We start from the raw sequence: 12955 nt of genomic DNA, 5'->3' as shown, positions 1-12955 counted from the left end.
TGCATCAAGCAGAATCTGTTAATATTTTTTATTAATTCTAATATTCACAATATTAAATTCAGCTGCATTTTTTGCAAAAATTCCACGAGTTGAATGATTTTTTTCTCAGGTGCCAAACCGAGCACAGTACATCAAACCCAATCACAACAGCGTATTCACAAGCACAATTTTTCAAAAAAATATCAACGCCAAGTGCATGGTTTGGGTAGCCCACATTTCGCCACCTTTCATGCTGCACTTCATGTAGCGCAGGTTTTTTCGTCATAACTTCGGAGCTCTGAAGCCTCCCGCTGTCTTACATCAGCGATGGTGCGGAGAATTCGCAGCTTCTGCCCGCAGTTGTGCCACGGCTCATTCCAGCCTCACATCAATGCCATCCAGACTTATCAAATAAAAAATGATCATCATGACGCTGGAAATTGCATAAAAAAATCAACTGAGATTCAGTTGATTTTTAATTGTCGTACGAAGCATAGTACGCACTCCCGCCAACAACGCATGCATTAGCCGTTGGCGGGCAGCTGCCACATGCTCAATGCCCACCGGCAAAAACCTCACCTGCCTTGAGCTTATAGACCGTTCCGCAGTACGGGCACTTGCCTTCGCCGTGGTGGGCGACATCGATATACACCTTGGGGTGGTTGTTCCAAAGCTGCATATCTGCCTTAGGGCTGGGGCAGTAAACACCGCCTTGCTGGTTCAGGTCTTTGGCAGCCAGTTCGACGACGGCAGTGGTAGGCATGGTGGGTGTCTCTCTCGCAGGTGGAAGCAGCCTGTACATGCAAGCTGCATAAATGAAAATCTGGGGCCAGCCTCCGGCGCCAGCCGATCAAGCTGCTGATTTTAATGGCTCACGCAGGGCTTGGGCCACTGTCCGAGCCGATAGGTTCCGGTTTGGTGGGGCGCTCCAGCGTCCATTTCGCCAAACGGCCATGGACAAATTCGCACGTCACGTGCGAATCCGTACCGTCCGTCCAGCGGTATACCTCGGGCTCTTGCCCTTCTTGTGAAATGCGCACGCCCAAAGAGCGTGTCATGGCCACCACGTGCATCAGATTCACTTTGGGCTTGAGTTTGGCGTTGAGCATCACGGCACTACCCACATAGCCGATGGGGCGCTCTGCAGCGCGGCGCATCACCGTCATCAGACGGGTGAAGTGCAGCAGCAACCACATCAAAATGCCGCCACCCACGGCGGCCACACCCTGCCAGCCCAGCGAATCGTAGGCCACATAAATCAACGCCGCCAAGCCCAGCGGAATCACAATATTGCGCATATTCATGGGCTTATTGTCTTATGGAGTGACCTGCTCCGTTTTGCGGGCAGTGCGTATGTCCTTATGGACTAATCCAGCCCGCGCACGACTTGCATGGCCTCGTCCACGCGCTCCACGGCATGGATGGTCAGCCCCGCAATCGCTTTTTTGGGCGCATTGGCTTTGGGTACCACGGCCACAGTAAAGCCCAGTTTGGCGGCTTCTTTCAAGCGATCTTGCCCGCGCGGGGCCGGGCGCACTTCGCCCGCCAAACCCACTTCACCAAAGGCAAAAAAGCCTTTGGGCAAGGGTTTGCCCCGCAAGCTGGAGGTGATGGACAGCATCACCGCCAAGTCGGCCGCCGGTTCGTTGATGCGCACCCCGCCCACGGCGTTCACAAACACGTCCTGATCAGCGCAGGCTACGCCCGCATGGCGATTGAGCACGGCCAGCAGCATGGCGAGGCGGTCTTTGTCCAGCCCCACCGACAGGCGCCGCGGCGCAGGGCCAGCGCTGTCCACCAACGCCTGAATTTCCACCAGCAGTGGGCGCGTGCCTTCCAGTGTCACCATCACACAGCTGCCGGGCACGGGCTCGGTGTGCTGGCTCAGGAAGATGGCGCTGGGGTTGCTCACGCCCTTGAGACCTTTTTCGGTCATGGCGAACACGCCAATCTCGTTCACCGCGCCAAAGCGGTTTTTGATGGCGCGCACCAAGCGGTGCGGGCTGTGGGTGTCGCCCTCAAAGTACAGCACCGTGTCCACCATGTGCTCCAGCACGCGCGGGCCTGCCAGGGCGCCTTCCTTGGTGACGTGGCCCACCAAAATCACGGTCACGCCCGTGCCTTTGGCCATGCGCGTGAGGTGCGCGGCGCATTCGCGCACCTGCGCGACCGAGCCCGGGGCACTGGTGAGCTGGTCGGAGTACGTGGTCTGGATGGAGTCGATGACCACCACCGCCGGCTGCGTGGCCTCCACCGTAGCCAGAATTTTTTCCAGCTGAATTTCGGCCAGCAAATTGACCTGGCTGCCATCAATACCCAGACGGCGCGAGCGCAGCGCCACCTGGGCGCCGCTTTCCTCACCGGTCACATACAGCGTGGGCAGGCCCGCGCGCTGCAGGGCATCCATGGCCTGCAGCAGCAGGGTGGATTTGCCAATGCCCGGATCGCCCCCAATCAGCACCACCCCGCCTTCCACCACGCCACCGCCCAGCACGCGGTCCAGCTCCTCGATGCCGCTGGGGGTGCGTGCCACGTCTTGCGCTTCGATGGCAGACAAGGGCGTGACGGGCTGGGCATTGGCCAGGCCTGCGTAGCCTTGTGGAGCGCTCAGGCGGTTTTTACCGCCTGATGCGGCCTCGGGCACGCTTTCGATCAGGCTATTCCAGGCGCCGCAGTTCGGGCATTTGCCCAGCCAACGCGGCGTGCTGCCGCCACAGGCGTTGCAGGTGTAGATGGTTTTGTCTTTGGCCATAGGCGCTCACTATATCGGCGCGCCTCGGCAGCAAGGCGCGGCGCGCATCAATCCATAAAAAAGAGAGCTGTCAGCGCTTATTTAACAAGCATTTTCGATGCTTATGCATCTGAAATGCCTGCACATTCAACGCCAGCAGCTCTCTTTTTAAATTCAATCCCCGCGTTATTTGCGTGCGGGGGGTGCCTCGTCGCTCACTACCGGCACGCGGGGTGCCACGGCGCACATCAGCTCATAGCCGACGGTGCCGCCCGCAGCGGCCACCTCGTCAATGCTGAGCACCGCGCCCGTACTCGGGCTTTGGCCCCACAGCACCACTTCGCTGCCCATGCCCGCGCCGGGCACGGGTGTTAAATCGACACAGATCATGTCCATGCTCACACGCCCCAGCAGGCGCGTGCGCACGCCGTTGACCAGCACTGGCGTGCCCGTACCACAGCTGCGCGGGTAGCCGTCGGCATAGCCGCAGGCAATCACACCCAGCTGCATGGGGCCGTCGGCGGTGAAGGTGGAGCCGTAGCCCACGGTGTCTCCGGCCTTCAGCGTTTGCGTGCCAATCACCTTGGTGGACAGCGTCATGGCGGGCTGCAGCCCCCAGTCATCGGCCGTGCGGGCCGGGTAGTCGGGGGCAGATCCGTAGAGCACGATGCCCGGGCGCACCCAGTCGTTGCGCACCTGGGCATCGCCCCCAAAAATCAGCGTGGCCGCGCTGTTGCAGTCGCTGCGCTCACCCGGCAAATCGGCCGTCACTTCCATGAACACTTGCCACTGGTGGTCAATGCCACGCACACCGTCGGCATCGCTGAAGTGGGTGATGAACGATATTTCTTCCACCTGCGGCAGCGCATTCAGGCGCGCATAGGCGCTGCGAAAGCGCTCGGGCGTAAAGCCCAGCCGGTTCATGCCGCTGTTCATCTTCAAAAATACGCGGTGTGGCACCTGGGTTTTGTGGGCGGCCAGCCAGTCGATCTGTTCATCGCAATGGATGGTGTGCCACACCCCCAAGCGCGAGCACAGCTCGAGGTCGCGCGCCTCAAACACGCCTTCCAGCAGCAAGATGGGGCCGCGCCAGTCCAGTTGGCGCAGGCGCTGGGCTTCGGCCAGCTCCAGCACGGCAAAGCCGTCGGCGGCGCGCAGGCCCTCAAACGCGCGCTCCACCCCGTGGCCATAGGCGTTGGCTTTGGTGACACACATCAATTTCGCATCCGGCGCCGCCTGGCGAACACGTTCCAAGTTATGGCGAATCGCTTGGGGATGGATGGTGGCAAGAATGGGACGCGGCATGACGAAAGGTTTTCTCAGAGCAAACAACAGGCATTCTGGCACTTGTGGCTAAGGCCTGCGTGATATAACCGTCTGTCGTTCGCCACTGGGACAAACATTTCCGTGCGCTTGCCCCAGAGGGCAGGGGCGCGCCAGCATTTCATGAAGCGCGGTTTCTACACCATCATGTCAGCGCAGTTTTTCAGCTCGCTGGCCGACAATGCCCTGTTCGTCGCAGCCGTAGAGCTGCTGCGCACGGGCGGAGCACCCGAGTGGCAAAGTGCCGCCCTGGTTCCCATGTTCGCGCTGTTCTATGTCGTGCTGGCCCCGTTTGTGGGGGCGTTTGCCGATGCCCTGCCCAAAGGGCGCGTCATGTTCATCAGCAACGCCATCAAAGTGATTGGCTGCTTGCTGATGCTGTTTGGCCACCACCCGCTGCTGGCCTATGCCGTAGTGGGGCTGGGCGCTGCGGCCTACTCCCCGGCCAAATACGGCATCTTGACCGAATTGCTGCCCGCCTCGCAGTTGGTCAAGGCCAATGGCTGGATTGAGGGGCTGACCATCACCTCCATCATCCTGGGCGTACTGCTGGGTGGCCAACTGGTCGGCCCGGTCATCTCCGGCCACCTGCTGGCGCTGAACGTGCCGGGCGTCACCACCGCCGCCGAAGCCGCCATTGGCGTGCTGGTGTTCATCTACGCGCTGGCATCGATTTTTAACCTGCGCATCCCGCGCACTTCGGCCCCCTTGGTGCCGTTGCGCCAAGATCCCGGCAAGGGGCGGCTCACCAACGCCTTGGCCTTGCTGCCCGATTTCTGGGATTGCAATGCCCGCCTGTGGCGCGACAAGCTGGGGCAAATTTCGCTGTCCACCACCACGCTGTTTTGGGGCGTGTCGGGCAATCTGCGCTACATCGTGCTGGCCTGGGCCGCCGTGGCGCTGGGCTATGGCACCACACAAGCCTCGGCCTTGGTCGGCGTGGTGGCGATTGGCACGGCAGCGGGCGCGGTGCTGGCGTCCATGCGCATGCGCCTGCAGCACGCCACCCGCGTGATTCCCATGGGCATTGCCATGGGCTTGCTGGTGATTTGCATGAACTTCATCAGCAACCTGTGGGTGGCCGTGCCGTTCCTGATCGTGCTGGGCGGCTTGGGCGGCTATCTGGTGGTGCCGATGAATGCGCTGCTGCAGCACCGTGGCCACAACCTGATGGGCGCGGGCCGCTCGATTGCGGTACAAAACTTCAACGAGCAGGCTTGCATCCTGGGTCTGGGCCTGTTCTATAGCCTGAGCACCATGTGGGGGTTGTCGGCCTATGGCGCGATCACCGGCTTTGGCTTGGTGGTGGCCTTCACCATGTGGCTGATCCGGCGCTGGTACCTGTACAACTGCCGCAACCACGGCGGCGAAGTACGGCGCCTGCTGAACGTGGCCCGCCACGACCACCACTAAAAACTCCCTTATTCATAGCTACCGGCGCAGGTACTACCTGCGCCGGAGTCATTTTTAGCCATGCATTCTGCTTTGCCATATTTGTCCCTGCTGTTCAACGCCATGGTGTGGGGCCTGGCTTGGTGGCCCTTCCAGACCATGCACGCCCAGGGCCTGGTCGCGCCCTGGGCCACCAGCATGATTTACGGCCTGCTGGCCGTGGGCACCGCACTGTGCGTGCGCAGCAGCTTGCCGGGCTTTTTCTCGCACCGCGTGCTGTGGCTGCTGGCCCTGTCGTCCGGGCTGACGAATGTGGCCTTCAACATGGCGGCCTCTACCGGGGATGTAGTGCGCGTCATCTTGCTGTTCTACCTCATGCCCGCCTGGACGGTGCTACTGGCCTGGCGCTTTTTGGCCGAGCGCCCTACCGCTGCCGGGCTGCTGCGTCTGGTGCTGGCCTTCAGCGGCATGGCCCTGGTCATCCTTCCGCAAGGCACGGGGCTGAGCCGTTTGACGGCCGACATCGGCCTGCCCGAGTGCCTGGCCCTGTTCGGCGGCTTTTGCTTTGCCTGCACCAACGTGATCTTGCGCCGCAGCTTCCACACACCCAGCATGTCGCGGGTGCTGGCCATGTTTATTGGCTGCATGAGCGTGGGGCTCATCACTGCCAGCACGGGTTTTGCCACGGGGTACTTCCCGGCCATTCCGGCGCCCAACCCCGTGTGGGTGAGTTGTGCCCTCGGCATGGGGGTGCTGGTCGGGGTGGGTTCATGGGCGCTGCAGTACGGCGCGGCCCGCGTGCCCACCGGCACCACCTCACTCATCATGCTGTCCGAAGTGCTGTTTGCCAGCAGCTCGGCGTGGCTGCTGGGCGCTACGGAACTGACCCTGCGCATGCTCATGGGTGGGGTGCTGATCGTCGGTGCCGCACTGCTGGGGGTGTTGCAGAGCAATAAGCGCTAGGCCGCCTGGCAGCCATCAAAAAAACCGCCCGTGGCCTTCATAGTCACGGGCGGTTTTTTGATGGGTTACCGGCTTCAAGGTTTTTCTGCGGCTGCCGGAGCAGATGCAGGCGCAGCTGCTTCAGGCAACAACTCCGCCACTGGCGTGGCGGGCCGGCTGTGGGCCACGTAAAAACCATAGCCCATGCCGCTCAACAGCACGATGGCAGAAAGAATCAATGCCGGAATGCCGTCTTCCAGCACATAGGGCAGCAATCCGCGTTGCATGGTGCACCTCCTTGATCGTGTCTTGCAATATGCGCTAAAAATTTACTCCAGATCACGCCACAACTCAAATCACACCCGTCCGTGCGGGCCACGGCAGCGCGGCAGGTGGTGGCAAGATGCATGCCTTCCCTGCTTGCTCCAAGGCCCACCATGACGAGCTTCTACGATTTTTCCGCCACCCGTATCGACGGCCACAGCCACGCTCTGTCCGATTACCGCGGCAAGGTGGTACTGGTGGTCAACACCGCCAGTGCGTGCGGCTTTACGCCGCAGCTGCAAGGCCTGCAGCAGCTGTACCAGCGCTATGCCGACCAAGGGCTGGTGATTCTCGGTTTCCCCTGCAACCAGTTTGGCCAGCAAGACAAGGGCAGCAACGCCGAGATTGCCAGTTTTTGCCAGCGCAACTATGGTGTGGACTTTCCCATGATGTCCAAGGTTGATGTGAATGGCGCCCACGCGCACCCCTTGTTCACCTGGCTCAAAGCCCAGACACCGGGCATTTTGGGCACCGAGATGATCAAGTGGAACTTCACCAAATTTCTGCTGGGCTGCGATGGCCGCGTGTTGCAGCGCTTCGCCCCCAGAGACACGCCGCAAAGCCTGACCCCAGCGATTGAAGCGGCCTTGCAAGCCCGCCCCACCGAAGCATGAAAAAAGGAGCCCTGGAGCTCCTTTTTACTGGGTGCAATCTGCCAATCAGGCTTGCGCTGCCTGCAACTGGCTGGCACGGTGCAGCTGGCGCATCACCGCGCGGGCATCCATGCCGTACATCTCTGCAAACGCACGGATATCACCGGAGCCGCTGGCCACGTAGGCACGCTGCACCGCCTCGGCCTTGGCGTCTTGCTCGGCCACTTCATTCAGCGCAGCATCCAGCAGCGCCTGGGTGGCTTCATCGCGCACTTGCACGCGTTCTGCATAGGCTTCACGGCTCAAGCCTGAAGCCACAAAGGCCTGCGCCATGCGGCGGCGCAACGTCGCTTGCAGATCCTGACCTTCACGGGGCTTTTTGCGCTTGAACACCTCCACCAGCGCATGGAACACGTGCTCGGGGGCCATGGCCTCCACTTCCTTGCCGTCCAGACCATGGCGGGCAGCGCCCGAAGCCACGGCATTCAGGTAGCGCGTGGAACGGGTGTGGATGGACAGCGCCAGCTTCAAGCCGGCCTTGTCCAGCGCTTCGCCGTGCAAAGCCAGCAGGTCTTGGAAGATGCCGCGCTTGAGCGGCAGCACATTCTCACCAAACAGCACGGGGTGCAGTTGCGCCAGTTGCACCAGCACGGGGTGCAGCTCACGCGCAGGGCGGGCCGCCGGTTTGCCAGCCGCAGCATTGCCACGGCCACGACCGCCACGCTGGTTGGGGCGGCGGTCTGCGCTGGCAGGTGCTGGCGCAGGCACAGCGTTGTCAACAGTGGTGGTCACAGATTCAGTCATGGGCGAAGGGCCAATACGAGAAAAATCAAAGCCGCGATGATGCCAGCATTGCGGGCTGCGTGTGAACCTGCTCCCCTATGACTGCATCGGACTTATTCCATTTCCCTGCTTTCGGGGTGCAAAACTGCGCTGCAGACCTTGCTGCAGCCAGGCCGGGCAAGAGGTTCAAAGACAGGGTCAATGCAGCAACGGCATCAGGCCTGCAAGGCTTCATCCAGCACTTCCACCCAGTGGCGCACGGGCACATCGGTGCCACTTTGCAAATGCACAATGCAGCCGATATTGGCCGACAAAATGGCCGCAGGCGCCGCCACTGCGTCGTCCAGTGCTTTCAATTTGCGATCGCGCAAGGTTTTGGAGATCACGGGCTGCAACACCGAGTAGGTGCCCGCAGAGCCGCAGCACAGGTGGGACTCGGTGCGTGCCGTAGTCAGCTGAAAGCCCAGCTTGGCCAGATTGCTTTCCACCACGCCCTTGAGTTTTTGCGCGTGCTGCAGCGTGCATGGCGGGTGGTAGGCCATGGGTTGGGGGTTGACCTGCACCCGGCCTTGCAGCTTGTCGGCCAGCTCCGGCAGCAAGGCGGGCAGCAGCTCGCTCAAATCCTTGGTCAGGGCGCTGATGCGCGCTGCTTTCTCGGCATACGCTGGCTCATGGCGCAGCACATGGCCCCAGTCTTTGAGCATGGCGCCGCAGCCCGAGGCATTGCTGACAATCGCCTCGACCTCGCCCGCTTGCACCGCAGGCCACCATGCATCGATATTGGCGCGCATTTGGGCCTTGCCGCCGTCGTGGTCGTTGAGGTGGAACTTCACCGCGCCGCAGCACTGGCTTTGCTGCACCAGCACGGTTTCAATGCCCACCGCGTCCAGCACGCGTGCGGTGGCGTAGTTGATGTTGGGCAGCATGGCAGGCTGCACGCAGCCCATGTGCAGCAGCACCTTGCGGGCATGACTGCGGCTGGGCCACACGCCGTGTTCGCTCTTGGGTGGCACCTTGGCCTGAATGCTTTCGGGCAGCAGGCTGCGCACCGATTGCCCCAGCTTCATGGCTGGCGCAAACAGCGGTGAGGTCAGCCCTTCTCTGAGCGCCCAGCGCTGCAGGCGCTCACCCATGGGGCGCTTGACCTTTTCTTCCACCACTTTGCGGCCAATGTCCACCAGGTGGCCGTATTGCACACCGCTGGGGCAGGTGGTTTCGCAGTTGCGACAGGTCAGGCAGCGATCCAGGTGCTCTTGCGTGGCGCGGGTGGGCTGCTGCCCTTCCAGTACCTGCTTGATGAGGTAGATGCGGCCACGCGGGCCGTCCAGCTCATCGCCCAGCGTTTGGTAGGTGGGGCAGGTGGCGGTGCAAAAGCCGCAGTGCACGCATTTGCGCAAAATGGCTTCGGCCTCTTGGCCCGCCAAGGTGCCAAGGTATTCGGGGGCGAGATTGGTTTGCATGGGGTGTCTCTTTTTTTAGTGGTCAGAAGCTGGCCCTTGCCAGCGTTGGCGCCAATGTTTTGCATCGGCCCACAGCGGTGGCAAAGACACCGCCATCAATAACAGCGCCAGCGGCACCACGCAGACAAAACCCCAGCGCTGAAAGCCCAGAGCCCCTGCGATGCCACCGGCTAAAAACATGGCCAACAGGCCGCTAAACAGCCGCACCCGCGACCAGTTGGCATGCACTTGTTGCGGGGCTTCACGCCCTGCACGGTTCCAAAACAGCATCTTGCCCAGCTCAATGCCCAAGTCCGTCACCACCCCTGTCATGTGCGTGGTGCGGATGGTGGCGTGCGACATCTTGGTCAAGGTGGCGTTTTGCACCCCCATGGTGAATGACAGCAGCAGCACCGTCAGTGGCACGGCAAACCAGGTGGTCCAGTGCGTGGTCACCGCACCCACCAGGCCGAAAACCAGCACCAGCAGCGCCACCAGCAGCAGCGGCAGCGCATAGGTGCTGCGCAAATGCATGTGCCGCGCCCAGTTCACCAAGATGGCCGACACGGCCGCGCCGGTCATGAAGGCCAGCAGTGCGCCCAGCGCCGACAGCACCAGCGCTGTGTTGCCCAGTACCAGGTTGTCGGCCAGCATGGACACGAAGCCCGTCATGTGTGAGGTGTACAGGTGCAACACCATGAAGCCGCCTGCGTTGATGGCACCGGCATTGAAAGCCATCAAGTAGCCCAGTGCACGGTTGGTGGCACCAGTGCGGTGGGAGCTTGTGAGATGGCGCAATCTGCGCATGGCTCACCCTTGAGCCATGGCACGCCCGGGATTGAAGATACCGGCCGGGTCAAACGCCTGCTTGAGTTGTGCGTGGATGCGCTGCATGGCTGCAAGTTGTGGGTCAAAAATGGCTTCCGCGCTTATCTGGCCTGCGCTTTCAGCTCTAAAGAGTGAAGCGCTCCCGCCCACTTGCTGCGCCAGCGCCTTGAGGGTGGCGCCCATGCTGCGCGGGGCTTGCACCCAGCGCAAGCCACCGTGCCATTCCACCAAAGGTGCGGCCACCCCAGCAGGCAGCGCCAAGGCTGGTGCCGTTTGCGGCACCGACAAGCGCCACAGGCAGTCCGTGGCAGCACGTGCGCTGAACCAGGGCAGTGTTTGCTCGCGGCATGCTATCCAATTTGGAGCTGCCTGCGCCGCATCCATGCGGGTTCCGCCCATGTTGTGGCATGCCGCTTCGACGGCTGCCACCGCACCACGCAGCCGCACGTACAGCGTGCCCACGCCGTTGTCTTCGACCCAGCAGCTGGCGTTCAGCGGCAAAGGCTGGCCGCCCCACTGGTTCAGGCGCTGCAGCGCTTCGGCCTGGCTGATGCCTTCAAAGCGCAGCGTGGCTTCACCCGGTGCCACCGGCAGCACTTTGAGGCTGACTTCGGTGATCAAGCCCAGCGTGCCCCAGCTGCCCGCCATCAGGCGCGACACGTCGTAACCGGCCACGTTTTTCATCACCGTGCCGCCAAAGCGCAGCAGCTCGGCTTGGCCGTTGATGATTTCAATCCCCAGCACAAAGTCACGCACGGCACCCACGCTGGCACGGCTGGGGCCACTCCAGCCAGCAGCCACCATGCCGCCTACGGTGGAAACATCCCCCTCCACACCAGCAAAGTGCGGGGGCTCAAAGGCCAAGCATTGGCCTTGCTCAGCCAATGCGGCTTCCAGCTCCGCCAAGGGCGTGCCGGCGCGCACCGTCACCACCAGCTCGCTGGGCTCGTAGCTGACGATGCCGTGCAAACTGCGGGTGTCCAAAATAGCGCCCTGCAACTGCAAGGCATGAAAGTCTTTGCTGCCGCCCCCGCGAATGCGCAGTGGCGAAGAATCAGCAACGGCAGCGCGTACGCGCTCAAGCGTCTGGTGAAGGGCGGTATCCATGGGCTGAATCGTAGCCGCCTCACGCGGATTTGCCTGCGCTGACCATGTGAATTTTTTGAATGCCCACCGTGAATCAGACTGTGAGGGCCAAAAAAAAGCCGCCCCGAAGGGCGGCTCTGGTACCTCCAGCAGGCACTGCGCCTGCCTGCGCACTCTGCTTAACGGTTGTAGGCGGACTCACCGTGGGTGGTGATATCCAGACCTTCGCGTTCCGCATCTTCAGCCACCCGCAGACCCACCAGGACATCTGCGATCTTGAAGCAAATGAAGGAGACCACACCGCACCAGACGATGGTGACGATCACGCTCTTGAACTGCACCCACACTTGGTGTGCCATGTTGAAGCCTTCGGGCTCCACGCCGCCCAGGCCGGCAGCGCAGAACACGCCGGTCAAGATGGCACCCAAGATACCGCCGACACCGTGTACGCCAAATACGTCGCACACATCGTCCACCTTCAGCAGGCGCTTCAGACCCGAAACCCCCCACAGGCACAGAGGGCCAGCAATCAAGCCCATCACGATGGAGCCCATGGGGCCCACAAAGCCTGCCGCAGGCGTGATGGTGACCAGGCCCGCCACCGCACCCGAGGCCGCACCCAGCATGGAAGGCTTACCCTTGTGCAGGCCTTCGGCCACGATCCACGCCACGGCTGCTGCGCCGGTCGCCAAGATGGTGTTGATGAACGCCAGACCCGCAATCCCGTTGGCTGCGCCGGCCGAGCCCGCGTTGAAACCAAACCAGCCCACCCACAGCAGCGATGCACCCACCATGGTCAGTGTCAGGCTGTGCGGGGGCAGGGCTTCTTTGCCAAAGCCGATGCGCTTGCCCACCATGTAAGCACCCACCAGGCCCGCCACGGCGGCGTTGATGTGCACCACGGTGCCGCCCGCGAAGTCCAGCGCGCCGTCTTTGGCCAGCAGGCCACCGCCCCACACCATGTGTGCCATGGGGATGTAGCTGAAGGTGAACCACAGCACAGAGAAGATCATCACGGCCGAGAACTTGATGCGCTCGGCAAAAGCACCCACGATCAGCGCCACGGTAATGGCTGCAAAGGTGGACTGGAAGGCCACGAACACATACTCCGGAATGGTCGCCAGCGTTGCAGAGAGCGTGTCCGGGGTAATGCCTGCCAAGAAAATCTTGTCAAAGCCGCCAAAGAACTTGCCCTCACCACCAAAGGTCAGCGAGAAGCCGTAAATGGCCCACAGCACGGTAATCAGCGAGAAGATGGTGAACACCTGCGCCAGCACGGACAGCATGTTCTTGGAGCGCACCAAACCGCCGTAAAACAGCGCCAAACCGGGGATGACCATCAGGATCACCAGCATGGTGGAGGTCAGCATCCACGCGGTGTCACCCGCGCTCAGTGCAGGAGCGGCTTCGGCCGCAGTTTCCACCACAGCCTCAACGACGGCAGCCACCGCGGGGGCCGCCTCTTGGGCCCAGGCACCGGTTGCTGCGGCCATCAGGCCCAGACCCAGTGCAATTGCAGGGAGTGATTTTTTCAT

At 61.9% G+C, this 12955-nt stretch carries 13 protein-coding genes; 3 read left to right on the top strand and 10 right to left on the bottom strand.

Going from position 1 to position 12955, the window contains the following annotated elements; genetic code table 11:
• Positions 1-532: 532 nt before the first annotated feature.
• The 4 genes from QEP12_RS04895 to alr all read right to left on the bottom strand — a co-directional run bounded on the left by QEP12_RS04895 (position 533) and on the right by alr (position 4015).
• Positions 533-742, bottom strand: a complete 210-nt coding sequence (locus QEP12_RS04895) for a zinc-finger domain-containing protein (RefSeq protein WP_174862162.1) — start codon at positions 740-742, stop codon at positions 533-535.
• A gap of 109 nt (positions 743-851) precedes the next feature.
• Positions 852-1283, bottom strand: coding sequence for a glycerate kinase (locus QEP12_RS04890; protein ID WP_174862161.1), 432 nt, complete (start codon positions 1281-1283; stop codon positions 852-854).
• 62 nt (positions 1284-1345) lie between these two features.
• Positions 1346-2731 carry a DNA repair protein RadA gene (gene radA, locus QEP12_RS04885; protein ID WP_284213545.1) on the bottom strand — a complete coding sequence of 462 codons (1386 nt, stop codon included), beginning with the start codon at positions 2729-2731 and terminating at the stop codon, positions 1346-1348.
• A gap of 165 nt (positions 2732-2896) precedes the next feature.
• Positions 2897-4015 (bottom strand): alanine racemase, encoded by a 1119-nt coding sequence (gene alr, locus QEP12_RS04880; protein ID WP_284213544.1) that lies wholly within the window; start codon positions 4013-4015, stop codon positions 2897-2899.
• A 141-nt stretch (positions 4016-4156) separates the two neighbouring features.
• On the opposite strand from alr, the gene lplT reads away from it, so the two are divergent.
• The gene (lplT, locus tag QEP12_RS04875; protein WP_219163471.1) at positions 4157-5446 is read left to right on the top strand and encodes a lysophospholipid transporter LplT; all 1290 of its coding nucleotides are present in this window, start codon (positions 4157-4159) and stop codon (positions 5444-5446) included.
• 60 nt (positions 5447-5506) lie between these two features.
• Positions 5507-6388, top strand: coding sequence for a DMT family transporter (locus QEP12_RS04870; RefSeq protein WP_284213543.1), 882 nt, complete (start codon positions 5507-5509; stop codon positions 6386-6388).
• A 74-nt stretch (positions 6389-6462) separates the two neighbouring features.
• Here the strand turns inward: QEP12_RS04870 and QEP12_RS04865 are convergent, their stop codons facing one another.
• The gene (locus QEP12_RS04865) at positions 6463-6654 is read right to left on the bottom strand and encodes a hypothetical protein (RefSeq protein WP_174862160.1); all 192 of its coding nucleotides are present in this window, start codon (positions 6652-6654) and stop codon (positions 6463-6465) included.
• A 150-nt stretch (positions 6655-6804) separates the two neighbouring features.
• On the opposite strand from QEP12_RS04865, the gene QEP12_RS04860 reads away from it, so the two are divergent.
• Positions 6805-7305, top strand: coding sequence for a glutathione peroxidase (locus QEP12_RS04860; RefSeq protein WP_284213542.1), 501 nt, complete (start codon positions 6805-6807; stop codon positions 7303-7305).
• 45 nt (positions 7306-7350) lie between these two features.
• Here QEP12_RS04860 and QEP12_RS04855 read toward each other — a convergent pair whose 3' ends face one another.
• The 5 genes from QEP12_RS04855 to amt form a co-directional block, all read right to left on the bottom strand.
• The gene (locus tag QEP12_RS04855; protein ID WP_174862159.1) at positions 7351-8088 is read right to left on the bottom strand and encodes a ProQ/FinO family protein; all 738 of its coding nucleotides are present in this window, start codon (positions 8086-8088) and stop codon (positions 7351-7353) included.
• Between the two features lie 194 nt (positions 8089-8282).
• A complete protein-coding gene (gene glcF, locus QEP12_RS04850) occupies positions 8283-9527 on the bottom strand; it encodes a glycolate oxidase subunit GlcF (RefSeq protein WP_284213540.1) in 1245 nt (414 codons plus the stop codon).
• 15 nt (positions 9528-9542) lie between these two features.
• Entirely contained in the window at positions 9543-10313 is a 771-nt protein-coding gene (locus tag QEP12_RS04845; RefSeq protein ID WP_174862158.1) for a YoaK family protein, read from the bottom strand.
• Between the two features lie 3 nt (positions 10314-10316).
• Positions 10317-11450 (bottom strand): glycolate oxidase subunit GlcE, encoded by a 1134-nt coding sequence (glcE, locus tag QEP12_RS04840; protein WP_284213597.1) that lies wholly within the window; start codon positions 11448-11450, stop codon positions 10317-10319.
• Between the two features lie 149 nt (positions 11451-11599).
• On the bottom strand, positions 11600-12955 hold the full coding sequence (amt, locus tag QEP12_RS04835) for an ammonium transporter (RefSeq protein ID WP_174862157.1): 1356 nt from the start codon (positions 12953-12955) through the stop codon (positions 11600-11602).

It is taken from the genome of Comamonas jiangduensis (assembly GCF_030162955.1).
Lineage (GTDB): Bacteria > Pseudomonadota > Gammaproteobacteria > Burkholderiales > Burkholderiaceae_C > Comamonas > Comamonas jiangduensis.
This window is presented reverse-complemented; position numbering and strand designations above follow the sequence as displayed.

Excerpts from the sequence above, each read along its gene's own strand:
- QEP12_RS04895 (WP_174862162.1), bottom strand. The coding sequence starts at position 742 with ATGCCTACCACTGCCGTCGTCGAACTGGCTGCCAAAGACCTGAACCAG.
- QEP12_RS04890 (WP_174862161.1), bottom strand. The coding sequence starts at position 1,283 with ATGAATATGCGCAATATTGTGATTCCGCTGGGCTTGGCGGCGTTGATT.
- radA (WP_284213545.1), bottom strand. The coding sequence starts at position 2,731 with ATGGCCAAAGACAAAACCATCTACACCTGCAACGCCTGTGGCGGCAGC.
- alr (WP_284213544.1), bottom strand. The coding sequence starts at position 4,015 with ATGCCGCGTCCCATTCTTGCCACCATCCATCCCCAAGCGATTCGCCAT.
- lplT (WP_219163471.1), top strand. The coding sequence starts at position 4,157 with ATGAAGCGCGGTTTCTACACCATCATGTCAGCGCAGTTTTTCAGCTCG.
- QEP12_RS04870 (WP_284213543.1), top strand. The coding sequence starts at position 5,507 with ATGCATTCTGCTTTGCCATATTTGTCCCTGCTGTTCAACGCCATGGTG.
- QEP12_RS04865 (WP_174862160.1), bottom strand. The coding sequence starts at position 6,654 with ATGCAACGCGGATTGCTGCCCTATGTGCTGGAAGACGGCATTCCGGCA.
- QEP12_RS04860 (WP_284213542.1), top strand. The coding sequence starts at position 6,805 with ATGACGAGCTTCTACGATTTTTCCGCCACCCGTATCGACGGCCACAGC.
- QEP12_RS04855 (WP_174862159.1), bottom strand. The coding sequence starts at position 8,088 with ATGACTGAATCTGTGACCACCACTGTTGACAACGCTGTGCCTGCGCCA.
- glcF (WP_284213540.1), bottom strand. The coding sequence starts at position 9,527 with ATGCAAACCAATCTCGCCCCCGAATACCTTGGCACCTTGGCGGGCCAA.
- QEP12_RS04845 (WP_174862158.1), bottom strand. The coding sequence starts at position 10,313 with ATGCGCAGATTGCGCCATCTCACAAGCTCCCACCGCACTGGTGCCACC.
- amt (WP_174862157.1), bottom strand. The coding sequence starts at position 12,955 with ATGAAAAAATCACTCCCTGCAATTGCACTGGGTCTGGGCCTGATGGCC.